Below are 23138 nucleotides of genomic sequence, written 5' to 3'. Positions count from 1 at the left end.
AAGGCCAATTGCCAGCCAGAAAGCGGAACGAGTGTGTTACCAGGTATGTCTAGACTTACCTGGGACCCTCTTGGAGTAAAACCGTCATGACCTCAACCTATTACACCGGCGAAGAACGCAGCAAGCGCATCTTCGCTATTGTCGGTGCCTCATCAGGCAACCTGGTGGAATGGTTCGACTTCTACGTCTACGCGTTCTGCGCGATCTACTTTGCCCCGGCTTTCTTCCCTTCCGACGACCCTACCGTGCAGCTGTTGAACACGGCAGGTGTTTTCGCCGCAGGCTTTTTGATGCGCCCCATCGGTGGCTGGATCTTCGGCCGCCTCGCTGACCGCCATGGTCGCAAGAATTCCCTGATGATCTCGGTGCTGATGATGTGCTTCGGCTCCCTGATGATCGCCTGCCTGCCCACTTACGCCAGCATCGGTACCTGGGCGCCAGCGCTGCTGTTGCTGGCCCGCCTGATCCAGGGCCTGTCGGTGGGCGGCGAATATGGCACCACTGCCACCTACATGAGTGAAGTGGCGTTGCGCGGTCAGCGCGGCTTTTTTGCTTCGTTCCAGTACGTCACCCTGATCGGTGGCCAGTTGCTGGCGGTGCTGGTGGTGGTGATCCTGCAACAGTTGCTCACAGAAGATGAGCTGCGTGCCTGGGGCTGGCGTATTCCGTTCGTGGTTGGCGCCATCGCCGCGCTGATCTCGCTGATGCTGCGCCGCTCGCTGCACGAAACCAGCAGCGCCGAAACCCGTCAGGACAAGGACGCCGGCACCATCAAGGGCCTGTTCCGCAATCACGCCGCGGCCTTTGTGACCGTGCTTGGCTATACCGCGGGTGGCTCGCTGATCTTCTACACCTTCACCACTTACATGCAGAAATACCTGGTGAACACGGCCGGCATGACGGCAAAAAACGCCAGCTACGTGATGACCGGTGCGTTGTTCCTGTTCATGGTGCTGCAGCCGTTCTTCGGCATGCTGTCCGATCGCATCGGCCGGCGTAATTCGATGCTGCTGTTCGGGGCGCTCGGTACCCTGTGCACCGTGCCGCTGCTGATGGCGCTGAAAACGGTGACCAGCCCGTTCATGGCCTTTGTACTGATCAGCCTGGCGTTGTGTATCGTCAGTTTCTACACCTCGATCAGCGGCCTGGTGAAGGCCGAGATGTTCCCGCCGCAGGTGCGTGCGCTGGGCGTGGGCCTGGCCTATGCAGTGGCCAACGCGGCATTCGGCGGCTCTGCCGAGTACGTGGCCCTGGGCCTGAAGACCCTGGGTATGGAAAACACTTTCTACTGGTACGTGACGGCCATGATGGCGATTGCCTTCCTGTTCAGCCTGCGCCTGCCGAAGCAGGCGGCGTACCTGCACCACGATGATTAAGGACGTGGCATGACCAACCAACTGTTCGACGCCTATTTCACCGCGCCGGCCATGCGCGAGATCTTCTCCGACCGTGGCCGCTTGCAGGGCATGCTCGATTTCGAAGCTGCGCTGGCCCGTGCCGAAGCCGCTGCCGGGCTGGTGCCGCATAGCGCCGTGGCCGCCATCGAGGCCGCTTGCCAGGCCGAGCGCTATGACGTTGGCGCGCTGGCCAATGCCATCGCCACCGCGGGTAACTCGGCAATCCCGCTGGTGAAGGCGTTGGGCAAGGTGATTGCCAGCGGCGTGCCCGAGGCCGAGCGCTATGTGCACCTGGGCGCCACCAGCCAGGATGCGATGGACACCGGGCTGATCTTGCAGCTGCGCAATGCCCTCGACCTGATCGAAGCCGACCTTGGCAAGCTGGCCGACACCCTGTCGCAGCAAGCCTTGAAGCATGCTGATACCCCACTGGTAGGCCGCACTTGGTTGCAGCATGCCACCCCGGTGACCCTGGGCATGAAACTGGCTGGCGTGTTAGGCGCCTTGACCCGCCACCGCCAGCGCCTGCAGGAACTGCGCCCGCGCCTGCTGGTGCTGCAGTTCGGCGGTGCCTCGGGCAGCCTGGCGGCCTTGGGCAGCAAGGCGATGCCGGTGGCCGAGGCCCTGGCGGAACAGTTGAAGCTGACGCTGCCGGAGCAACCCTGGCACACCCAGCGCGACCGCCTGGTGGAGTTTGCCTCGGTGCTGGGCCTGGTGGCCGGCAGCCTGGGCAAGTTCGGCCGCGATGTCAGCTTGCTGATGCAGACCGAGGCGGGGGAGGTGTTCGAGCCTTCCGCGCCGGGCAAGGGCGGTTCTTCCACCATGCCGCACAAGCGCAACCCGGTGGGCGCTGCCGTGCTGATCGGCGCCGCCACCCGTGTGCCGGGCCTGGTGTCGACGCTGTTCGCCGCCATGCCCCAGGAACACGAGCGCAGCCTGGGCCTGTGGCATGCCGAGTGGGAAACCCTGCCGGATATCTGCTGCCTGGTTTCCGGCGCGCTGCACCAGGCCCAGGTCATTGCCGAGGGCATGGAAGTGGATGCAGCGCGCATGCGCCGTAACCTCGACCTTACCCAAGGCCTGGTGCTGGCCGAAGCGGTGAGCATCGTGCTGGCCCAGCGCCTTGGCCGCGACCGTGCCCACCACCTGCTGGAGCAATGCTGCCAGCGCGCCGTGGCCGAACAGCGTCACCTGCGTGCCGTGCTGGGTGACGAACCGCAGGTCAGTGCCGAGCTGTCTGCCGAAGAACTTGATCGCCTGCTCGACCCTGCCCACTACCTGGGCCAGGCGCGCGTCTGGGTGGCGCGCGCCGTGACCGAACATCAACATTTCACTGCCTGAAGGAGACCGCTGTGGCGCACTTGCAACTGGCCGATGGCGTTTTGAACTACCAGATCGATGGCCCGGAAAACGCCCCGGTACTCGTCCTGTCCAACTCGCTAGGCACTGACCTGGGCATGTGGGACACCCAGATTCCACTGTGGAGCCAGCACTTCCGGGTGCTGCGCTACGACACCCGTGGCCACGGTGCCTCGCTGGTCACTGAAGGCCCCTACAGCATCGAGCAACTGGGGCGGGACGTGCTGGCCCTGCTCGATGGCCTGGACATTCAGAAAGCGCACTTCGTCGGCCTGTCGATGGGCGGCTTGATCGGCCAGTGGCTGGGCATCAACGCCGGTGATCGCCTGCACAGCCTGACCCTGTGCAACACTGCCGCCAAGATTGCCAACGACGAGGTGTGGAACACCCGTATCGACACCGTGCTCAAAGGCGGCCAGCAGGCCATGGTCGACCTGCGCGATGCGTCCATCGCCCGTTGGTTCACCCCAGGCTTTGCCCAGGCCCAGCCCGCGCAGGCCCAGCGCATCTGCCAGATGCTGGCGCAAACCAGCCCGCAAGGCTATGCCGGCAACTGTGCAGCGGTGCGTGATGCCGATTACCGTGAGCAACTGGGCCGCATCGAGGTGCCGGCGCTGATCGTTGCCGGTACCGAAGACGTGGTGACCACCCCTGAGCATGGCCGCTTCATGCAGGCCGGTATCAACGGTGCCGAGTACGTCGACTTCCCGGCCGCACACCTGTCGAACGTCGAAATCGGTGAGGCCTTCAGCCGCCGCGTGCTCGACTTCCTGCTGGCTCACTGAGGACAACGCCATGGACGAGAAACAACGTTACGACGCCGGCATGCAAGTGCGCCGCGCGGTGCTGGGCGATGCCCATGTGGACCGCAGCCTGGAAAAGCTCAACGACTTCAACGGCGAGTTCCAGGAGATGATCACCCGCCATGCCTGGGGTGATATCTGGACCCGCCCGGGCCTGCCGCGCCATACCCGCAGCCTGATCACCATTGCCATGCTGATCGGCATGAACCGCAACGACGAGCTGAAACTGCACCTGCGCGCGGCAGCCAACAACGGCGTGACCCGCGACGAGATCAAGGAAGTGCTGATGCAAAGCGCGATCTACTGCGGCATCCCGGCGGCCAACGCCACCTTCCACCTGGCCGAGTCGGTGTGGGACGAGCTGGGCGTAGAATCGCGCCAGTAAGCGTTATTGCTGAAGCCTGACCGGCCCTGCAGAGGTTTCCACGGCCGACTTCAGGGCCGGACACAGGCCCAGCATGAACGCAGCTTCTGCCACCACGAACAGCGGCCCGATGATCAGGCCGCTGACATCGTCGACAAAGGCCGGTTTACGGCCTTCGTAGTAATGGCCGACGAACTGGATGACCCAGCCCAGCACGAATGCCCCCAGCCCGGCGCTTAGCCACAGCATTGTGGTCTGCATCGCCAGCACCTGGCCTACCCACAGGCACAACCCCAACAGCAGCCCCATCACCAGCCCGAAGCGCAGGTCCAGGCGCAGGTAGAACCATACCGAGGCCGCTGCGGCCAGCAGGGCAGGGGATAGCCACATGCCGGCCACCTCCCAGCCAGGGCGCGATAGCAAGATGGTGACGGCCAGCACGATCATGGGGATGCCGACGAGGTGGGTGGCGATGTTGCGTGGGTCGCGGTGATAGCTGGCGTACTGGCTCAGGTGGTCGACGAGGTTTTTCATTGTTGTGCCTCCCTGTTCAGCGTTGTTTTGCCTGATAGTGAACAGGATAGCCCGCAGCCACCACCATCATCAGCTCAGCGAATGGCAGCAGCCCGCACTGGCATATCCAGCCCCACCAGCGTCTCGATCATCGCCCGCGCAGCCGGCGACAATCGATAGCCACTGCGGCTGACCACCCCGCAGCGCACGCTCAACACTTCCAGTGCAGGCGGCAGGTTGCGCCAGTGCAGACGCACGAGTGTGCCTGCGGCCAAATCTTCGGCCACGGCCTCTTCGCTGGCAGTACCAATGGCATCGCTGGCCTGTACCACGCTGCGCAGCACCGCCAGATGCTCGGTTTGCAGGTGCGGGGTGAAATCGCTGCGCCCGCTCAGGTTGGCCAGGCGCTTGCGCACACCGGGGGCGAGCAGGGCGCTGGCCAGTGGGTAACTGAACAGGTCGTTGGTCGACAGGCTGTCCTTGGCCAGCAACGGATGGCCGGGGCGGCAGAAGAACAGGCCTGGGCGTGGTGACAGGGGCTCGGTGTGGAAATTGGGGTCGGCTTCGAACGGGCGGATATCATCGACGAAAAACTCGATCTGTTCGCGGCGCAAGGCCTGACCGAGGCGTTCGCTGTTGTCCACCAGCAGGGAAGTGCGGATACCGGGATGGCGCTCGATGAAGTGGCGCAGGGCGTCGGGCACCAGGCGCACGGCCAGGGCCGGGCCGCTGCCGAAGTGAAGCTCGCCGGCGTCGAGCTTGGTCATCTGCAGCACTTCGTTGCTCAGCTGCGCAGCGCCTTGAACCAACCGGCGGGCATGTTGCAGTACCACCAGACCTTCGGGTGTAGGCGGCAGGGCTTTGCTGGCGCGGTCGACCAGCGGGCAGCCGAAGGTGTGCTCCAGGCCTTGGATGGCACGGCTGAAGGCGGGTTGGGTGATGCCCATGGCCTCGGCGGCACGGACGAAACTGCGGTATTCGGTAAGGGCGATGAAGTAGCGCAGCTGGCGGAGGTCCATGTCACGGCTCTGGGGCGGGGATCAGGGGCCTATTCAAGCTGTTACAGCTTATGTCGTCAAAGAAGGTTTTTAGATTTGTTTATAGCTTAAAGTTATTATGTTCGACATCTGGCCTCTTCGCGTGCCCGCCCGCTCCCACAGGATCACCACAGTTTCCAAAGCTGTGGTGATCCTGTGGGAGCGGGCGTGCCCGCGAAGAACTTAAAGGAGATTCAGCGGGTAACTCACAATCAACCGGTTCTCATCGAACGCGTTGGTGCTGAAGTCCCGGCGCATGGTGGAGTTGCGCCATTTCACCGACAGGTCCTTGAAGCTGCCCGACTGCACCACGTACGCCAGTTCGGTCTCCCGTGCCCACTCCTTGCCATCATCCACGCTGCCCACGGTGACGTTGTCACCCTTGATGTAGCGGTTCATCAACGTCAACCCAGGCACGCCAACGGTGGCGAAGTTGAAGTCATGGCGCACCTGCCAGGAGCGTTCCTTGGCATTGTCGAAGCTGGAGTTGTAGCTGTCGTTGGCCAAGGTGCCGCCACTGGTGCCGTTGACCCGCATCCAGGCATCGTCGCCGCTGACCTTTTGCAGGCCGACGTAGAAGGTGTGGCCTTGATAGCGTGCCGAGAGCATGGCCGAGGCGGTGCGGTTGTCCAGTTTGCCGGCGCGTTCGGCACCGTCTTCCTTGCCGATGAAGTAGCCCAGGTTGGCACCCAGGGTCCAGTCGCCCAGCGGTTGGCTGTGCGTCAGGTTGAGGTATTGCTGGCGGTAGATGTCCTTGAGCTGGGCATCCCACAGGCCAATCATGGTGCGCTTGTCGTTGAAGGTGTACTCACCACCGCCGAAGTTGAAACGGTCAGAGGTGAACGCGCCTTTGCCGTTCATCGACATGTCTTCCATGCTGGCGTCGTTACGCGGGCTGTTGCCGCGGAACTGGCCGGCGTACAAGGTCAGGCCGGCGATTTCCTTCGAGGTCAGCTGGCCGCCGCGGAAGGTCTGTGGCAGCGAGCGCCCATCGTCCGAGCGCAGGATGGGCAGTACCGGCATCCACTCACCGACTTTCAGCTCGGTTTCGGACAGCTTGGCTTTCAGCGCCACACCCAGTCGGCCGAAGTCATCAGCCGGGCGGCCGTCATCATGCACGGGCAGCAGGTGCGTGTTGGTGGTGCCTTTGCCGCCGTCGAGCTTGACCGAGTACATGCCCAGGACGTCCACGCCGAAACCGACGGTGCCTTGGGTGAAGCCGGAGCGGGCGTCGAGAATGAAGCTTTGTGTCCATTCTTCGGCCTTGGCCTGCGGGTGGGCGGGGTCGACGAAGTTGCGGTTGATGTAGAAGTTGCGCAGGTTGAGGGTGGCCTTGGCGTCCTCCATGAAACCGCCTTCGGCGGCGAACAGCGGGAAGGCGCAGGACATGGCCAACAGGCCGGGCAGCAGCTGGCGTGCGGGTTGCAAAGTGCTCATCTGTCGTGGATCTCTTGTTTTTATGGGGCGAGCCGGTGCACTGCTGGATCGAGCCTGCAGGTGCGGGTCTTTTGGATGAACTTGGGCAACGTTGCGTGAGGGGATGGTGCGGGGTTGTGCGGGGGTGAGGCAATTCGCCGCAAACGGAATCGGGCGATAATCGAACGGAATGTTCCGGTTGGTTAATTAATTTCCTCCGGCAAACAAAAGGCCCACCGCAAGGGTGGGCCTGATGCTGTTACATCATGAGTCAGCTTTTCGGTACGTCTACCGATGCCTGCTGGTTGGCCTGCCCGGTCTGCTCATACCAGCCACCACCAAGTGCTTTGTACAGGTTGACCTCGCTGGTCAGCTGCGACAGGCGGTCGGTGATCAGCGATTGCTGGGCGCTGAACAGGTTGCGCTGGGCATCGAGGAAGGTCAGGTTGCTGTCGATCCCGATGCGGTAGCGGCGTTCGGCCAGGCGGTAGTAGTCCTGGTTCGCCTGCACCAGGTCACGCTGGGCCTGCAGTTGCTCTTCGAAGGTTTTTCGCGCCGCCAGGCCATCGGAGACTTCCTGGAAGGCGGTCTGGATGGTTTTTTCGTACTTGGCGACGTTGATGTCCTTCTGGATCTTCGAGTAGTCCAGGCTGGCCTTCAGGCTGCCGGCGTTGAAGATCGGCAGGTTGATCTGCGGTTGGAACAGCCAGGTGCCCTGGCCGCCCGAGAACAGGTGGCCCATGTCGGGGCTCAGGCTGCCAGCGTTGGCCGTCAGGCTGATGCTCGGGAAGAACGCTGCGCGGGCGGCGCCAATATTGGCGTTGGCGGCCTTGAGCAGGTGTTCGGCTTCCTGGATGTCCGGGCGACGCTGGAGGATGTCCGACGGCAGGCCGGCTGGCACTTCGGCCAGTTGGTCGGCATCGAGCTGCAGCGGCTTGGCCAGGTCGGCCGGAATACCGGTGCCCAGCAACACGGTCAGGCTGTTGACGTCCTGGGCGACCAGGCGCTGGTACTGCGAGTACTTGACCCGGGCGCCTTCCACGGCGGTGCGCGCCTGGCTGACATCCAGTGCCGAAGCCACGCCGACTTCATTGCTGCGACGGGTGAGGTTGTAGCTTTCCTCGTAGGTCTTCAGCGTTTCTTCGGTCAGCTTGAACAGCGCCTGATCGGCCTGCCAGGTGTAATAGGCGTTGGCCACGCTGGCCACCAGGGCGATCTGCGTGGAGCGGCGCGCCTGCTCGCTGGACAGGTAGGTTTCCAACGCCTGCTCGGTCAGGCTGCGCACACGGCCAAACAGGTCCAGCTCATAGGCACTGACGCCCAGGGTGGCCGAGTACTGGCTGCTGATGCTCGACTCACCGGAGGTCGACATGTTTGCCGGCAAGCGCTGGCGGCTGCCGCTGCCGGTGGCCGAAACCGCCGGGAACAGGTCGGCACGCTGGATGCGGTATTGCGCGCGGTAGGCGTCGATGTTCAACGCGGCGACGCGCAGGTCGCGGTTGTTGACCAGCGAGGTCTGGATCAGCTGCTGCAGTGCCGGGTCGTGGAAGAACTGGCGCCAGCCCTGTTCGGCGGCGGCAACGTCTGCCGACTGGGTCGGCGAGTACGCAGGGCCTTGCGGCCACTGCGCTGCCACCGGCGATTCCGGGGTCTGGTAGTCGGGGATCAGCGAGCAGCCGCCAAGAATGAAAGCGGTTACCGCCAGGGACAACAAAGACTTGGTCATTGCCCAGCCTCATAACGTGGAGTTTCAGGGGTGACGTCTTTTTCCGGCTCTTTGCTGCCGAACAGCGACGACACTGCGACGAAGAATAGCGGTACCCAGAAGATAGCCAGCACGGTCGCACTGATCATGCCGCCGATCACGCCGGTACCAATGGCGTGCTGGCTGCCGGCGCCGGCGCCACTGGCGATGGTCAACGGTACCACGCCGAGGATGAACGCCAGCGAGGTCATGATGATCGGGCGCAGACGCATGCGGCACGCTTCGATCGCCGCGTCGTACAGGCTGCGGCCTTGCTCGTGCAGCTCCTTGGCGAACTCGACGATCAGGATGGCGTTCTTCGCCGCCAGGCCGATGGTGGTCAACAGGCCGACCAGGAAGTACACGTCGTTGGACAAGCCGCGCAGGCTGGTGGCGATCAGGGCACCGATGATACCCAGCGGTACTACCAGCACTACGGCGATCGGGATCGACCAGCTTTCGTACAGGGCTGCCAGGCACAGGAACACGAACAGTACCGAGAGGGCGAACAGCGCTGGCATTTGCGAGCCGGAGAGTTTTTCCTCGTAGGACATGCCGGTCCAGGAGAAGCCAATGCCGCTTGGCAGTTCGCCAGCAATGCGCTCGACCTCGGCCATGGCTTCACCGGTACTGTAACCCGGCGCTGGCGCACCCAGAATTTCCATTGCCTCGACACCGTTGTAGCGCGACAGCTTCGGCGAACCGTAGGTCCACTCGCCCTTGGCGAAGGAAGAGAACGGCACCATCTCGCCAGCGCCATTGCGCACGTACCACTTCTGCAGGTCTTCCGGGCTCATCCGGGAGTTTGGTTCGCCCTGGATGTACACCTTCTTGACCCGGCCACGGTCGATGAAGTCGTTGACGTAGCTGGCACCCAAGGCAATCGACAGGGTGTTGTTGATGTCGGCGATGGTCACGCCCAGGGCGCTGGCACGTTCGTCATCGATGGTCAGCTGGTACTGCGGCTCGTCGTTCAGGCCGTTGGGGCGCACGGCACTGAGGATCTTGCTTTGTGCAGCCTTGGCCAGGAACTGGTTGCGCGCTTCCATCAGCTTCTCATGGCCGACACCGCCGCGGTCCTGCAGGAACACGTCGAAGCCGGTGGCGTTACCCAGTTCGAGCACTGCTGGCGGGGCGAAGGCGAACACCATGGCATCGCGGAAGGTGAAGAAGTGCTGCTGGGCACGCTGGGCCAGGGCGAACACGCTGTTCTCCTTGGAACGCTCATCCCAAGGCTTGAGCATGATGAACGCCATACCCGAGCTCTGGCCGCGACCGGCGAAGTTGAAGCCGTTGACGGTGAACACGGAGGCCACGGTGTCGGCTTCTTCCTTCAGCAGATACTCACGCATCTGGTCGACCACCACCTGGGTACGCTCGGCACTGGAACCGGCCGGGGTCTGTACCTGGGCGAACAGTACGCCTTGGTCTTCCTCAGGCAGGAAGGCGGTAGGAATACGGGCGAACAGCCAGATCATGCCAACCACGATCAGTGCATAGGCCAGCAGGAACGGCACCTTGTTGCGCAGGATGGTACCGACGCTGCGTTCGTAGCCGGTTACGCTGCGGTCGAAGTTGCGGTTGAACCAGCCAAAGAAGCCACGCTTGGCCACATGGTGCTCGCCCTTCTTCAGCGGCTTGAGCATGGTGGCGCACAGGGCCGGGGTGAAGATAAGCGCCACCAGCACCGACAGGCCCATGGCCGAGACGATGGTGATGGAGAACTGCCGGTAGATCACACCCGTGGAGCCACCGAAGAACGCCATGGGCAGCAGTACCGCCGACAGCACCAGGGCAATACCCACCAGGGCACCCTGGATCTGCTCCATCGAGCGCTTGGTCGCTTCCTTGGGCGGCAGGCCTTCCTCGGACATTACCCGCTCGACGTTCTCCACCACGACGATGGCGTCGTCCACCAGCAAGCCGATGGCCAGGACCATGGCGAACATGGTCAGGGTGTTGATGCTGAAGCCCGCAGCGGCCAGGATGCCGAAGGTACCCAGCAACACCACCGGAACGGTCATGGTGGTGATGATGGTGGCGCGGAAGTTCTGCAGGAACAGGTACATCACCAGGAACACCAGGACCACGGCTTCGATCAGGGTGTGGATCACGCCGCTGATCGATTCGGTGACCACCGGGGTGGTGTCATACGGGAATACGGCTTTCACCCCCGGCGGGAAGAAAGGTTCCAGGTCGGAGATGGTCTGGCGCAGCGCCTTGGCGGTGTCCAGGGCGTTGGCGCCGGTTGCCAGTTTTACCGCCAGGCCGGAAGCCGGCTTGCCGTTGAACTGGGCGCTGACCGCGTAGTTTTCACCGCCCAGGCCTACCTGGGCGACATCACCCAGACGCACCTGCGAACCGTCGCTGTTGACCTTGAGCAGGATCTTTTCGAACTGCTCGGCAGTCTGCAGACGGGTCTTGCCGATGATGGTGGCGTTCAGCTGGGTACCCGGCAACGCTGGCAGGCCGCCGAGCTGACCGGAAGACACCTGCACGTTCTGCGCGGCCACGGCGGTCTTGACGTCGACCGGGGTCAGCTGGAACTTGTTCAGCTTGGCCGGATCGAGCCAGATACGCATGGCGTACTGGGCACCGAACACCTGGAAGTCACCCACGCCTGCAGTACGCGAGATCGGGTCCTGCATGTTGGAGACGATGTAGTTGGCCAGGTCGTCCTTGGTCATGCTGCCGTCTTCGGACACCAGGCCGATCACCAGCAGGAAGTTTTTAACTGCCTTGGTAACGCGGATACCTTGCTGCTGCACTTCTTGCGGCAGCAGCGGGGTGGCCAGGTTCAGCTTGTTCTGTACCTGCACCTGCGCAGTGTCGGCGTTGGTGCCTTGCTCGAAGGTAGCGGTAATGGTCATGCTGCCGTCGGAGTTACTCTCCGACGACACATAACGCAGGTTGTCGATACCGTTGAGCTGCTGCTCGATCACCTGTACCACGGTGTCCTGCACGGTTTGCGCCGAGGCGCCCGGGTAGGTCACGGCGATGGCGATGGCCGGCGGTGCGATGCTGGGGTACTGGTTGATCGGCAACTTCAGGATCGACAAGGCGCCGACCAGCATGATCACCAAGGCGATCACCCAGGCGAAGATCGGGCGATCGATAAAGAACTTCGACATGGTTTACTCCGCTTTGGCGTCTGCTTTCGCCGCGTTGGCCTGATCAGGGCTGGCCGGCTTCTTGACGTTGGTGGCTTCGCTGACCTTCACTTCGACGCCCGGGCGCACGTACTGCAGCCCTTCGGTGATCAGGCGGTCACCCGGGTTGAGGCCTTCCTCGATCAGCCAGTCGCTGCCCAGGGTACGGTTGGCCTTGAGCTGGCGCAGCTCGACCTTGTTCTCCTGGTTGACCACCAGCGCGGTCGGCGCGCCTTTGAGGTCGCGGGTCACGCCCTGTTGCGGCGCCAGGATGGCGTTGGCGTTGACACCGGCCTTCAGCCGCGCATGCACGAACATGCCAGGCAGCAGGGTGTGGTCGGGGTTGGGGAAGATGGCGCGCAGGGTGACCGAGCCGGTGGTCTCGTCGACCGCGACTTCGGAGAACTCCAGGCGACCTTCCTGCTTGAACAGGCTGCCGTCTTCCAGCACCAGCTGTACCGAGGCGGTGTTGTCGCCGGCCTTCTGCAACTGGCCGCTTTCCAGGTCACGGCGCAGCTTGAGCAGGTCGGCGGTGGACTGGGTGACGTCGACGTAGATCGGGTCGAGCTGCTGGATGGTGGCCATGGCGTTGCTCTGGCCATTGCTCACCAGCGCACCTTCGGTGACCGAAGAACGGCCGATACGGCCACTGATCGGTGCCAGCACCTTGGTGTAGCGCAGGTCGATCTGGGCGCTTTTCAGCGAAGCCTCGGCCTGCAATCGTTTGGCATTGGCGTCGTCGTATTCCTGTTTGGAAACGGCTTGCTCGTCGATCAGTTGCTTGTAGCGCTCGGCCAGCGAGCGGGTAGCCTGCAGGTTGGCCTGGGCATTGGCCAGGGTGGCTTCGTACACGGAAGGGTCGATCTGGTAGAGCTGCTGGCCTTCCTTGACCTCACTGCCTTCCTTGAACAGGCGCTTGAGGATAATGCCGTTGACCTGCGGGCGCACTTCGGCGACGCGGTAGGCACTGGTACGCCCCGGCAATTCCGAGGTCAGGGTGAAGGCTTGGGGCTGGATGGTCACGACGCCGACCTGAGGAGCCTGCGCCGCTGGCGCTGCTTCTTCTTTCTTACAGCCACTGAGCAGGGTTGCCAGGGCGACGGCGGAAACCAGAGCGGTAACGGCTGGCTTGAATTGCATGAGGATCCTCGGGTCGCTGGAGCAGGGAGACGCTCAAGAGTAGTGGAAGTGTCTTGATCTGGAAAAGATGCTATCCGGTGGATAAATAGCTTGCTAAGGAATATACTTACATTCATGGTTGTTTGTAAATACCGCTGAGTTGTACTTAGGTACCGCTACAGCCCTTGATTAGCTCATCCGCGAGGCCCCCTGCAGAGGTGCCCCCGGAGCGTTCCCCGTACGCGCTGCGCGTTCGGGCCAGATGAGGTTGTACTGCCATGGTCCGTCGAACCAAAGAGGAAGCCCAGGAAACCCGCGCCCAGATCATCGAGGCGGCGGAAAAGGCCTTCTACAAGCGCGGGGTTGCGCGAACCACCCTGGCCGACATCGCCGAACTGGCGGGTGTGACGCGCGGGGCGATCTACTGGCACTTCAACAACAAGGCCGAACTGGTGCAGGCGCTGCTCGACAGCCTGCACGAGACCCATGACCATTTGGCGCGGGCAAGCGAAAGCGAGGACGAAGTCGACCCGCTTGGCTGCATGCGCAAGCTGTTGTTGCAAGTGTTCAACGAGCTGGTGCTCGATGCCCGAACCCGGCGTATCAATGAAATCCTGCATCACAAGTGCGAGTTCACCGATGACATGTGTGAAATTCGCCAGCAGCGCCAGGGCGCGGTGCTGGATTGCCACAAGGGCATCACCCTGGCGCTGGCCAATGCCGTGCGCCGGGGCCAGTTGCCTGGCGAGCTGGATGTCGAGCGCGCGGCGGTGGCCATGTTTGCCTATGTCGATGGCCTGATCGGGCGCTGGCTGTTGCTGCCTGACAGTGTCGATCTGTTGGGTGATGTCGAAAAATGGGTCGACACCGGGTTGGATATGCTGCGCTTGAGCCCGGCGCTGCGCAAATGACACTTTGTTAAGGATTGTGAGGGAGTGTTTCCCCTTTGTATTAAGCGGGGATTAAAGGCGGGGCCGGCGGGTGGCCCCGCGCTTCAGCGCCCTCGCAGTTGCCGGTCGGGCAATGCCACTGCGGCTACCAGCCCGAGCACCGCAATCAGGGCACTCCCCATCAGTAAATGACGGAATGTTTCAGTCAGGCGCGCCTGTGTCACCAGGTCCACTTCACCGGCCTTCAGGCTCCCCAGCAACGGGTTACCCAGCATTTCAAATCCGCCCTGATGCAGCAGCGCCAGCAACAGGCTGGACATGCAGGCCACGCCCATGGCCCCGCCCAGCGAACGGAACAGGTTGGTGGTGCTGGTGGCCACACCAATGTCTTTGCTTTCCACCGCGCTTTGCGTGCCCACCAGCGATGTCGGGAACTGCAGCCCGCAGGCGATGCCGGTCAGCAGCATGAACAGCGCGCTGAGCAAAGCCGATTGTGGCGGCGTCAGCGCCATGGCGAAAATGGCCACGGGCATCAACAACGCACCGGCCAGGATCTGCGGCTTGTAGCGCCCCGTGCGGCTGGTCATGCGACCGCCGGTGAAGGCGCCAAGGGGCAGGCCCATGGCCAGTGGCAACAGGTGCAGCGCGGCGCTGTCGGCGCCAGCACCCGTGATGCCCTGGTAGCGCAACGGCATGAGCATCGTCAGGGAAATCGACTGGAAGCTGGCGAAGAAGATCACCCCCCAGCACAGCACCGCCACCCGATTGCTGAACAGGCCCAAGGGCAATAGCGGCTCCGGGCAGCGCCGCTCATGGGCGATGAACAACGCCAGGCCCAGTACAGCGCAGGCGAACAGGGCCAGTACGGCAGGATCAATCCAGGCGTGGCCCTGACCGACCAAGGTGATGCCCAGCAACAAGCTGCCCAGGCCGAGTATCAGCAGCACGGCGCCGAGGTAATCCACCTGGGCCTCGCGGCGTTGCGCCGGCATGCCACCGAGGGCACGGTGGATCGCCCACAAGGCAACCAGCCCCAGCGGCAGGTTGATCCAGAATACCCAGCGCCACGACAAGTACTCGGTCAGCCAGCCGCCCAGCACTGGCCCGGCGACGCTGGCCACGGCGTACATGCTGCTGAAATAACCCTGGTAGCGACCGCGCTCACGCGGCGGCACGAAATCGCCGATGATCGCCTGGCTGACCGAGACCATGCCGCCCGCGCCAATGCCCTGCAGTACACGGGCCAGCACCAGCTGTTGCATGTCCTGGGCCATGGCGCACGCGATGGAGGCCAGGGTGAACAGGCTGATACCGGTCAGGATCATCCGCCGCCGCCCGTACAGATCGCCCAGTTTGCCGTAGATCGGCACGGCCACGGTCATCGCCACCATGTAGCCGGAGATCACCCAGGCCAGCAGGCCGACATCGTTGAACTGGGCCGAGATTGCCGGCAGCGAGACGGCGACGATGGTCTGGTCCAGTGCGCCGAGGAAAATGGCCAGCATGAGAGCGGTGAGCACGTTGCGCAGGGTGGTGGGGGGCAGGGCGGCGGTCACGGGAATACCTTGTCTGTCTGTTACGGCCTCTTTGTGGGCAAGTCGGATTGTAACCTGAGTTAGGTAGCTTCCTATGTACTATCTGCATCCCCTATGCCGAATCGGCATTGGCGCATTCATCCAGTGCTGCATGGCTGCGTGATATCGTTGGTATGCCACAGAGGCTGAAATTCGCGGCCTGCACCAGCTTGGTGCAACATTCTGCCGCAGGTTTTTCAGTGTGCTGTCTCCCACACCTTTTATTCCTCTGCCTGCATGTCGAGCATGACCGCCCAGATGGCGACGGTTGGAACAGGTCAGGTAGACCCGATTACAGGGGTCGGTAGTTACCGTTCAAATTTCAACTTAAATTGCGGAGTGATCATGCCCAAGGCTTCCCATCAAGATCTGCGTTTTGCCTTCCGCGAGCTGCTCGCTTCAGGTTCCTGTTACCACACTGCATCGGTGTTCGACCCGATGTCGGCGCGCATTGCCGCAGACCTCGGCTTCGAGGTCGGTATCCTCGGTGGTTCCGTTGCTTCGTTGCAGGTATTGGCCGCGCCGGACTTTGCCCTCATTACCCTCAGCGAGTTCGTCGAGCAAGCCACCCGTATTGGCCGGGTAGCGCAACTGCCCGTGCTGGCTGACGCCGACCATGGCTATGGCAACGCGCTGAACGTGATGCGCACGGTGATCGAACTGGAGCGCGCCGGCGTGGCTGCGTTGACCATCGAGGACACCCTGCTGCCCGCCCAGTTCGGGCGCAAGTCCACCGACCTGATTCCGGTCGAGGAGGGCGTTGGCAAGATTCGTGCGGCGCTGGAGGCACGGGTCGATTCGTCGTTGTCGATCATTGCCCGCACCAACGCAGGCGTGCTCACCACCGAAGAAATCATCGTGCGCACCCAGAGCTACCAGAAAGCCGGTGCCGATGGCATCTGCATGGTGGGGGTGAAGGACTTCGAGCAGCTTGAGCAAATTGCCGAGCACCTGACCGTGCCGCTGATGCTGGTTACCTATGGCAACCCGAACCTGCGCGATGACGAGCGCCTGGCGCGCCTGGGCGTACGTATCGTGGTCGATGGCCATGCAGCCTACTTTGCTGCGATCAAGGCCACCTACGACTGCCTGCGCCTGCAACGCGGCCAGCAGAACAAGTCGGAAAACCTCAGCGCGACCGAACTCTCGCACACCTACACCCAGCCCGAGGACTACATCCGCTGGGCCAAGGAATACATGAGCGTGGAAGAGTGACCGGCGGCGCGCCGTCAACTCAACGGACGGCGCTCAAGGTTGCGGTGTGAGGCACGCAATGTGCCTGCTCGCAGCTGTTGGCGGCACTGGGCTGGCTGCGTAGCAGCTCGGCGCGCCAACAGGCTGAGCCGTACAGCCCTGCGACAGCAGTCAGGGCCATGACAAGGGCGACTCTTCTTGATTTGATGCCCATGGTACTCACCTCCTGTTACAGCGACAGGTGATACCGTTAAGCGTAGGTCATTTCTCACGTTACATCAGAGATCCCGGTCCCACTCGGGTTCGTCCTTGAACCGCTGCACCAGAAAATCCAGCATGCTGCGCAAGGTGGCCGGCATGTGCTTGCGTGACGTGTACACCGCATTCAGGTTCAGTTCGCGGGGCTTTGCCTCGGGCAGCAGGCGCACCAGTTCGCCCCGGCGCAGGGCGTCGGCGGCCTGGTAGGTTGGCAGCATGGCGATACCCGCGCCAGCCAGCGCGGCCTTTTGCAATGTCATGGCTTCGTTGGCACTGATGTTCCCCGTCACCGGCACGGCGATCTGTTGGCCGCCCACCTCGAAATGCCACAGGCTATGGCCGAAATAGGCATGGGTCAGGCAGTTATGCCTGCTCAGTTCTTCGATCCGCTGTGGGGTCCCATGCTCAAGCAGGTAGGCGGGGGACGCACACACCACCGAGCGGCATATGCTCAGGCGCCGGGCGATCAGGTTGGGGTCCAGGTCGTTGCTGGTGCGGATGGCCAGGTCGATACGCTCATCCACCAGGTTGACGGTACGGTCGAGCATCTGCAGTTCCACCTTCACGCCTGGATAGCGCCGCACATAGGCAGCCACCGCATCCACCAGCTGCGCCTGGCCAAAGGACGTACTGACGCTGATGCGCAATGCGCCCTTGGGCGCGTCATCCGGCTGTTGCACGGCAGCCTGCAGGTCACCGGCCAACTCCAGCAACTGCCGACAGCGTGGCAGGGTTTCCTGGCCGGCAGCGGTGAGGCTGAGCTTGCGTGTGGTGCGCTGCATCAGGCGCGCGCCCACCCAGTCTTCCAGCTCTGCCAGATAGCGCGACACCACCGGCCGCGATAGCTGCAAATGATCCGCCGCTGCCGACTGGCTGCCCAGGTCGACGACGGTGACGAAAACGCGCATGGCGTTGAGACGGTCCATGATTTGCCCGGTTTCAGAAACAAACTATGTTCGAGCATCGCATTTTTTGTCATGGATCGGGCAACTAAGCTGTTGCCATCGTTATCTGGAAGGCGTTGCCAATGTCCCTGTTCACTCCCTTGCGTGGCCTGCTGCTGGCCTGCGTGACCCTGGCCGGCCCGGCGCTGGCCGCAGAACCCTTGAAGCTGGAAGTCTACAACCCCGGGCATGAGGCCATCTTCCCGGTCAGTTCGGTGATTGTCAGTGGCGAGCACGATGCCGTGCTGGTCGATGCCCAGTTCGGTAAGGCCCAGGCCCAGCAACTGGTGCAGCGCCTGCGAGCTGGAGGCAAGCACCTGACTACCATCTATATCAGCCACGGTGACCCGGATTACTACTTCGGCCTGGACACCCTGACAAACGCTTTCCCCGATGCCAAGGTGCTGGCCTCGGCCGCCACTGTCGCGCATATCCGTCAGACCATGGACGCCAAGCTGGCGTACTGGGGCCCGCAGATGGGGGCAGACAAACCGGCACGGCTGGTGCTGCCACAGGTACTGGAAGGCAACCGATTGACGCTGGAAGGGCAGGCCCTTGAGGTGGTTGGCCTTGACGGTCCGCAACCAGACCGCAGCTTTGTGTGGATCCCGTCGATCAAGGCGGTGGTCGGCGGCGTGGTGGTGTCCGAGCACATTCATGTGTGGATGGCCGATACCCAGACGGCCCAGTCGCATGCCGACTGGCTCGGCACCCTGGCGCACATCGAAGCGCTGGCGCCGCGTACGGTCATCCCGGGCCATTACCTGGGGGACAGCAGCCGCTCGCTGGAAGCTGTGCGTTTCACGGCGAACTACATTCGTGACTTCGATGCCCAAGCGGCCAAGGCAAAAGACGCGGGTGCCTTGATCGAGGCGATGAAGCAACGTTACCCGGGCCTGGCCGATGAAAGCTCCCTGGAGCTGGGTGCCAAGGTCGCCAAGGGCGAGATGAAGTGGTAATTCCGTTCAATTGATGGAGAGTATCCCATGAGCAAGATCGCAATCATCGGTGCCACTGGCCGTGCTGGCAGCCAGTTGCTGGAGGAGGCCCTGCGCCGTGGCCACAGTGTACTGGCCATCGCCCGTGACCCTTCGAAACTGGAGGGCCGGGCGGGAGTGACCGTCAAGGCGCTGGATGCCAAGGACAGCGCGGCCCTGCAAGCTGCGGTCGCGGGCGTGGATGCCGTGCTGAGCGCTGCGCATTTCTCGACCATCGAGCCGCACGCGATCATCGAGCCGGTCAAGCGGGCCGGGGTCAAGCGCTTGCTGGTGGTGGGCGGTGCGGGCAGCCTGCTGTTGCCGTCGGGGCACCGGGTGATCGACAGCCCGGACTTCCCGGAAGCCTACAAGGCCGAGGCCACTGCAGGCGTGCGCTTTTTGGAGGCGCTGCAGCGGGAGCCGAACCTGGACTGGACCTTCCTGTCGCCATCGGCGGAGTTCGTTGAAGGTGAGCGCAGCGGGCGGTACACGCTGGGCAAGGATCATCTGCTGATTGGTGCAGACGGCAAAAGCTGGATCACCTTCGCCGACTTTGCGATTGCCTTGATCGATGAGCTGGAAAAGCCGGCGCATTCGCGGCAGCGTTTTACCGTCGGGTATTGAGTCGCCCCCTTCGCGGGCACGCCCGCGAAGAGTCCTTCATAGGCTGGCCTGGCTCTTCAGCCAGTCCAGCAATTCCACCAACCCAGGCGGCAAGCTTCTGGCCTGGCTCACCAGGTAGTACCCCTTACCGGTCATCACCTTCAGCGCAAACGGCATGCACAGCCGCCCCCCGCGCAGGTCATCACCAATCAGCGACCAGTCGCCAATTGCCACCCCGGTCCCCTGCGAGGCCATGGCCATTGCCATGTCCAGCGTCTCGAAGTGCTGCTTGGGCCCATGAGCGGCCAGCGTCACCCCGGCCGCCTGCAACCACAACCGCCAGTCATGTTCGTCCCGCGATGGGTGCAGCAACATGTGCCGCGACAGGTCATCCACCTGCCGCAAGGGTACTGGCCCGTCGCATAGCGACGGCGCACACACCGGCGTCAGCTGTTCATCGAACAACTTGCGCACCTGTAACCCGTGGTTCGGCGTGTCGCCATAGACCACTGCCGCATCGAAGCCCTCCCGGCGAAAGTCCACCCCGTGCTGCACCGTGGTCGTCAGCTCCACCGGCACATCCGGGCGCAGTGCTTGCCACTCCATCAGGCGTGGCAGTAACCAGCGCATCACGCAGGTGGGTGCCTTGAGCTGCAAGGTCGTGCTGCGTCCGCCCACCTCATTCACGCCTTGTTCGATCAGTGCGAACACCTGCTGCACCCGTGGCAGCCAGTCCTGGCCTTCACGGGTCAGGCTCAGCCCACGGGCCTGGCGCTGGAACAACGCATACCCCAGGTGCTCCTCAAGGGCCGCGATCTGGCGACTGACGGCGCCTTGCGTGATGTGCAGCTGTTGCCCGGCACGGGTGAAGTTGCAGTGCTGGGCGGTCACCAGAAAGGTGTGCAGGGCGGGTAAGGGCGGTAGGCGTTTCATTGCGATAAGCCATGATTACAGGACATGGCTAGTATGTGTTTTTTTGCATTGTGGTGGTAGTCGTGGGTTGGGTCCAATAAGCACATAACCCAACCAGATTCATGGTGAACCCTGATGGCAACGTGCGGCGAAGTACTGGTCAAACTCCTTGAAGGCTATGGCGTGGACCATGTCTTCGGCATTCCCGGTGTACATACCGTGGAGCTCTATCGCGGCCTGGCGGGTTCGTCCATTCGCCACATCACTCCGCGCCACGAGCAGGGTGCCGGGTTCATGGCTGACGGCTATGCGCGCACCCGTGGTAAACCCGGAGTGTGCTTCATCATCACCGGCCCGGGCATGACCAACATCACCACGGCGATGGGCCAGGCCTATGCCGATTCGATCCCGATGCTGGTGATTTCCAGCGTGCAGTCCCGTGACCAGTTGGGCGGTGGCCGTGGCAAGCTGCACGAGCTGCCCAACCAGGCGGCGCTGGTGTCGGGCGTGGCTGCGTTTTCCCACACCTTGATGAGTGCAGCAGACCTGCCGCAGGTGTTGGCCCGGGCATTTGCCGTGTTCGACAGCGCCCGACCACGCCCGGTGCATATCGAAATCCCGCTCGACGTGCTGGTCGAACCGGCCGATTTCCTGCTGCCGGGCCGACCCGTGCGCGGTAGCCGTGCGGGGGCTGCCCCGCAAGCTGTAACACAGATGGCCGAGCGCCTGGCCGGTGCAAAGCGGCCGTTGATTCTGGCAGGGGGTGGCGCGTTGGCAGCCGGTGCTGCCTTGGCACGTCTGGCCGAACACCTTCAGGCACCGGTGGCGCTCACCATCAATGCAAAGGGTTTGCTGCCGGCCAGCCACCCGCTGCAAATCGGTTCGACCCAGTCGTTGCCTGCCGCGCGGGCGCTCGTCGCCGAGGCCGACGTGGTGCTGGCGATCGGTACCGAACTGGCTGAAACCGATTATGACGTGACGTTCAAGGGTGGCTTCGAGATCCCGGGAAGCCTGCTGCGCATCGATATCGACCCGGACCAGACCGTGCGCAATTACCTGCCGGAGCTGGCGCTGGTGGCTGATGCCGAATTGGCCGCCGAAGCGCTGCTCGGTGCTTTGCAGACTCAGCCGCAACCCGTGCGTGAAAGCACCTGGGGTGTGGCCCGGGTGGCCAACCTGCGCGAGGCTCTGGCGGCAGGCTGGGACCAGCCGACACTGAGCCAGACGCGTTTGCTGAGCGCCATTCTTGAGCGACTGCCCAATGCCATTCTGGTGGGCGATTCGACCCAGCCGGTGTACACCGGCAACCTGACCCTGGACATGGATCAGCCACGTCGCTGGTTCAATGCCTCGACCGGCTACGGCACCCTGGGTTATGCGCTACCTGCGGCCATGGGCGCCTGGCTCGGGAGTGCGGAGCAAATCGGCCAGCGTGCGCCTGCGGTGTGCCTGATTGGCGATGGTGGTATGCAATTCACCCTGCCGGAGCTGGCCAGCGCGGTGGAGGCGCAGGTGCCGCTGATCGTGCTGCTGTGGAATAACCAAGGGTACGAGGAAATCAAGAAGTACATGGTCAACCGGGCGATCGAGCCGGTTGGTGTGGATATTCATACGCCGGACTTCATCGGCGTGGCGCGGGCGTTGGGCGCGGCGGCGGAGAATGTGGCGGATGTGGCGCAGTTGCAGGCGGCGCTGGGGCAGGCGGTGGAACGCAAGGGGCCGACCTTGATTCAGGTTGACCAGAATCAGTGGCAAGGGACAGTTTCGGGTTGAACTGAAGCTGTTGCCTGTACCGGCCCTTTCGCGGGCTCGCCCGCTCCCACAGATCCGGCACAGCTTTCAGAGTATGTGTAGCACCTGTGGGAGCGGGCGAGCCCGCGAAGAGGCCGGTACAGCCACCAAAAAGTTCTAGACAGCAGTGGCTCTCAACCTGGCCACATCCCGAATCGGTGGCGCTCCATACAGCCTGCTGTACTCCCGGCTGAACTGCGACGGGCTTTCATACCCCACCCGATAAGCCGCCACCGCCGCCTCCAGCCCGTCATTGAGCATCAACCTCCGCGCCTCCTGCAGGCGCAGCTGCTTCTGGTACTGCAACGGGCTCATCGACGTCACGGCCTTGAAGCGGTGGTGCAGGGTCGAGGTGCTGAGGTTGACCTCCCGGGCCAGGTCCTCGATACGCAGCGGCTGTTGATAGTTGTTGTTGAGCCAGGTAATGGCCTGGCAAACCCGGTGCGTCTGGCTGTTGGCCAAGGCAATTTCGTACAGCCGATAACCCTGAGGCCCGCGCAACAAACGGTAAAGAATCTCGCGGCGGAACAACGGTGCCAGCATCGCGATATCGCGCGGCGTGTCCAGCAGTCGGATCAGCCTCAGCAGGGCATCAAGCAATGGCGCATCGGTTTTGTCCACATACAAACCGCGGCCGGAAGGCCGGTTGGGCACCAGCATCGGCCCGCTCTCGGCAATCAGCTGGCTGATCTCTGCCGGGTCCAGGTCTATGCGCAACCCAAGGCTGGGGTGTTCGGGGCTGGCGTCGAGCTTTACGCCGCTCAGTGGCAAGGTTACCGAAACCACCATGTAGTGCAGCGGGTCGTAGGCATATTGTTCGTCACCGAGGAACAGGCTTTTGCTGCCTTGGGCCAGGATGCACAGCGCGGGTTGAGCGAGGGTCGGCACCGAGCGCACGTTCTCGGTGTAGCGCACCAGGAACAGGCCATCGATGGCCGAGGCCGGGCCGTGGGGCTCGCCGGCATGGCGGCGGATCAGTTCCGCAAGCTCCTGGCGCTGCAATTCCAGGGGCGGGTCGATGGGTGTCGGTGTGGTCATGGTGGATTTCCTCTGCTGACCGACGCAGCATAGGTTTGGGCAATGGCGGGCGCTAG

19 protein-coding genes are annotated in these 23138 nt (G+C 63.0%); 9 read left to right on the top strand and 10 right to left on the bottom strand.

All coding sequences use genetic code 11. The features are described from left to right. Nucleotides 1–86 precede the first annotated feature (86 nt). From N436_RS04100 to pcaC, 4 genes are read left to right on the top strand one after another with little or no spacing between them, the layout of a single operon-like run. Nucleotides 87–1376: an MFS family transporter gene (locus N436_RS04100; RefSeq protein ID WP_025753926.1), complete on the top strand. Its 1290-nt coding sequence runs from the start codon at nucleotides 87–89 to the stop codon at nucleotides 1374–1376. 9 nt (nucleotides 1377–1385) lie between these two features. Next, nucleotides 1386–2738, top strand: a complete 1353-nt coding sequence (locus N436_RS04095; protein ID WP_110740472.1) for a 3-carboxy-cis,cis-muconate cycloisomerase — start codon at nucleotides 1386–1388, stop codon at nucleotides 2736–2738. A gap of 11 nt (nucleotides 2739–2749) precedes the next feature. Beyond that, nucleotides 2750–3541: a 3-oxoadipate enol-lactonase gene (gene pcaD, locus N436_RS04090; RefSeq protein WP_105945784.1), complete on the top strand. Its 792-nt coding sequence runs from the start codon at nucleotides 2750–2752 to the stop codon at nucleotides 3539–3541. Nucleotides 3542–3551: 10 nt separating this feature from the next. Continuing rightward, nucleotides 3552–3944: a 4-carboxymuconolactone decarboxylase gene (gene pcaC, locus N436_RS04085; protein ID WP_010952489.1), complete on the top strand. Its 393-nt coding sequence runs from the start codon at nucleotides 3552–3554 to the stop codon at nucleotides 3942–3944. Nucleotides 3945–3947: 3 nt separating this feature from the next. Here pcaC and N436_RS04080 read toward each other — a convergent pair whose 3' ends face one another. From N436_RS04080 to ttgA, 6 genes are all read right to left on the bottom strand, one after another. Beyond that, a complete protein-coding gene (locus N436_RS04080) occupies nucleotides 3948–4457 on the bottom strand; it encodes a DUF962 domain-containing protein (RefSeq protein ID WP_110740471.1) in 510 nt (169 codons plus the stop codon). Nucleotides 4458–4531: 74 nt separating this feature from the next. Continuing rightward, complete coding sequence (locus N436_RS04075; RefSeq protein WP_105945785.1) at nucleotides 4532–5455, bottom strand: LysR family transcriptional regulator; 924 nt, start codon at nucleotides 5453–5455, stop codon at nucleotides 4532–4534. A 201-nt stretch (nucleotides 5456–5656) separates the two neighbouring features. After that, nucleotides 5657–6910, bottom strand: a complete 1254-nt coding sequence (locus N436_RS04070; protein WP_019097260.1) for an OprD family porin — start codon at nucleotides 6908–6910, stop codon at nucleotides 5657–5659. 250 nt (nucleotides 6911–7160) lie between these two features. Then, entirely contained in the window at nucleotides 7161–8615 is a 1455-nt protein-coding gene (locus tag N436_RS04065; protein ID WP_105945787.1) for an AdeC/AdeK/OprM family multidrug efflux complex outer membrane factor, read from the bottom strand. After that, on the bottom strand, nucleotides 8612–11764 hold the full coding sequence (ttgB, locus tag N436_RS04060; RefSeq protein ID WP_060497965.1) for a multidrug efflux RND transporter permease subunit TtgB: 3153 nt from the start codon (nucleotides 11762–11764) through the stop codon (nucleotides 8612–8614). The genes N436_RS04065 and ttgB overlap by 4 nt, the downstream gene beginning before the upstream one ends. A 3-nt stretch (nucleotides 11765–11767) precedes the next feature. Further along, nucleotides 11768–12922, bottom strand: a complete 1155-nt coding sequence (ttgA, locus tag N436_RS04055; protein ID WP_110740470.1) for a toluene efflux RND transporter periplasmic adaptor subunit TtgA — start codon at nucleotides 12920–12922, stop codon at nucleotides 11768–11770. A 257-nt stretch (nucleotides 12923–13179) separates the two neighbouring features. On the opposite strand from ttgA, the gene ttgR reads away from it, so the two are divergent. Then, a complete protein-coding gene (gene ttgR / locus N436_RS04050; protein WP_021785779.1) occupies nucleotides 13180–13812 on the top strand; it encodes an efflux transport transcriptional regulator TtgR in 633 nt (210 codons plus the stop codon). An 83-nt stretch (nucleotides 13813–13895) separates the two neighbouring features. Here the strand turns inward: ttgR and N436_RS04045 are convergent, their stop codons facing one another. Further along, complete coding sequence (locus tag N436_RS04045) at nucleotides 13896–15347, bottom strand: MDR family MFS transporter (RefSeq protein ID WP_110740469.1); 1452 nt, start codon at nucleotides 15345–15347, stop codon at nucleotides 13896–13898. 363 nt (nucleotides 15348–15710) lie between these two features. Here N436_RS04045 and N436_RS04040 point away from each other — a divergent pair, with 363 nt between their 5' ends. Continuing rightward, nucleotides 15711–16580 (top strand): oxaloacetate decarboxylase, encoded by an 870-nt coding sequence (locus N436_RS04040; RefSeq protein WP_003259571.1) that lies wholly within the window; start codon nucleotides 15711–15713, stop codon nucleotides 16578–16580. 257 nt (nucleotides 16581–16837) lie between these two features. Here N436_RS04040 and N436_RS04035 read toward each other — a convergent pair whose 3' ends face one another. Further along, complete coding sequence (locus tag N436_RS04035) at nucleotides 16838–17743, bottom strand: LysR family transcriptional regulator (RefSeq protein WP_110740468.1); 906 nt, start codon at nucleotides 17741–17743, stop codon at nucleotides 16838–16840. Nucleotides 17744–17844: 101 nt separating this feature from the next. On the opposite strand from N436_RS04035, the gene N436_RS04030 reads away from it, so the two are divergent. Both N436_RS04030 and N436_RS04025 read left to right on the top strand, forming a co-directional pair. Beyond that, on the top strand, nucleotides 17845–18720 hold the full coding sequence (locus tag N436_RS04030; protein WP_110740467.1) for an MBL fold metallo-hydrolase: 876 nt from the start codon (nucleotides 17845–17847) through the stop codon (nucleotides 18718–18720). Between the two features lie 27 nt (nucleotides 18721–18747). After that, on the top strand, nucleotides 18748–19362 hold the full coding sequence (locus N436_RS04025; protein ID WP_105945792.1) for an NAD(P)-dependent oxidoreductase: 615 nt from the start codon (nucleotides 18748–18750) through the stop codon (nucleotides 19360–19362). Between the two features lie 36 nt (nucleotides 19363–19398). Here the strand turns inward: N436_RS04025 and N436_RS04020 are convergent, their stop codons facing one another. Further along, on the bottom strand, nucleotides 19399–20274 hold the full coding sequence (locus N436_RS04020; protein WP_110740466.1) for a LysR substrate-binding domain-containing protein: 876 nt from the start codon (nucleotides 20272–20274) through the stop codon (nucleotides 19399–19401). A gap of 114 nt (nucleotides 20275–20388) precedes the next feature. Between N436_RS04020 and N436_RS04015 the strand changes: the two genes are divergently transcribed. Next, nucleotides 20389–22026: a 5-guanidino-2-oxopentanoate decarboxylase gene (locus N436_RS04015; protein ID WP_110740465.1), complete on the top strand. Its 1638-nt coding sequence runs from the start codon at nucleotides 20389–20391 to the stop codon at nucleotides 22024–22026. Between the two features lie 135 nt (nucleotides 22027–22161). On the opposite strand, the gene N436_RS04010 is transcribed toward N436_RS04015, so the two are convergent. Next, nucleotides 22162–23082 carry an AraC family transcriptional regulator gene (locus N436_RS04010; protein ID WP_110740464.1) on the bottom strand — a complete coding sequence of 307 codons (921 nt, stop codon included), beginning with the start codon at nucleotides 23080–23082 and terminating at the stop codon, nucleotides 22162–22164. Nucleotides 23083–23138: the final 56 nt, after the last annotated feature.

It is taken from the genome of Pseudomonas sp. RV120224-01b (genome assembly GCF_003208145.1).
In the GTDB taxonomy this organism is placed as follows: domain Bacteria; phylum Pseudomonadota; class Gammaproteobacteria; order Pseudomonadales; family Pseudomonadaceae; genus Aquipseudomonas; species Aquipseudomonas monteilii.
Note: the sequence above shows the minus strand (reverse complement) of the source record. Positions and strands in the feature narration are given on the sequence as shown.

Bases quoted from the DNA above. Each gene is read 5' to 3' on its own strand.
- N436_RS04100 (WP_025753926.1), top strand. From the start codon at position 87: ATGACCTCAACCTATTACACCGGCGAAGAACGCAGCAAGCGCATCTTC.
- N436_RS04095 (WP_110740472.1), top strand. From the start codon at position 1,386: ATGACCAACCAACTGTTCGACGCCTATTTCACCGCGCCGGCCATGCGC.
- pcaC (WP_010952489.1), top strand. From the start codon at position 3,552: ATGGACGAGAAACAACGTTACGACGCCGGCATGCAAGTGCGCCGCGCG.
- N436_RS04080 (WP_110740471.1), bottom strand. From the start codon at position 4,457: ATGAAAAACCTCGTCGACCACCTGAGCCAGTACGCCAGCTATCACCGC.
- N436_RS04075 (WP_105945785.1), bottom strand. From the start codon at position 5,455: ATGGACCTCCGCCAGCTGCGCTACTTCATCGCCCTTACCGAATACCGC.
- N436_RS04070 (WP_019097260.1), bottom strand. From the start codon at position 6,910: ATGAGCACTTTGCAACCCGCACGCCAGCTGCTGCCCGGCCTGTTGGCC.
- N436_RS04065 (WP_105945787.1), bottom strand. From the start codon at position 8,615: ATGACCAAGTCTTTGTTGTCCCTGGCGGTAACCGCTTTCATTCTTGGC.
- ttgB (WP_060497965.1), bottom strand. From the start codon at position 11,764: ATGTCGAAGTTCTTTATCGATCGCCCGATCTTCGCCTGGGTGATCGCC.
- ttgA (WP_110740470.1), bottom strand. From the start codon at position 12,922: ATGCAATTCAAGCCAGCCGTTACCGCTCTGGTTTCCGCCGTCGCCCTG.
- ttgR (WP_021785779.1), top strand. From the start codon at position 13,180: ATGGTCCGTCGAACCAAAGAGGAAGCCCAGGAAACCCGCGCCCAGATC.
- N436_RS04040 (WP_003259571.1), top strand. From the start codon at position 15,711: ATGCCCAAGGCTTCCCATCAAGATCTGCGTTTTGCCTTCCGCGAGCTG.
- N436_RS04035 (WP_110740468.1), bottom strand. From the start codon at position 17,743: ATGGACCGTCTCAACGCCATGCGCGTTTTCGTCACCGTCGTCGACCTG.
- N436_RS04030 (WP_110740467.1), top strand. From the start codon at position 17,845: ATGTCCCTGTTCACTCCCTTGCGTGGCCTGCTGCTGGCCTGCGTGACC.
- N436_RS04025 (WP_105945792.1), top strand. From the start codon at position 18,748: ATGAGCAAGATCGCAATCATCGGTGCCACTGGCCGTGCTGGCAGCCAG.
- N436_RS04020 (WP_110740466.1), bottom strand. From the start codon at position 20,274: ATGAAACGCCTACCGCCCTTACCCGCCCTGCACACCTTTCTGGTGACC.
- N436_RS04015 (WP_110740465.1), top strand. From the start codon at position 20,389: ATGGCAACGTGCGGCGAAGTACTGGTCAAACTCCTTGAAGGCTATGGC.
- N436_RS04010 (WP_110740464.1), bottom strand. From the start codon at position 23,082: ATGACCACACCGACACCCATCGACCCGCCCCTGGAATTGCAGCGCCAG.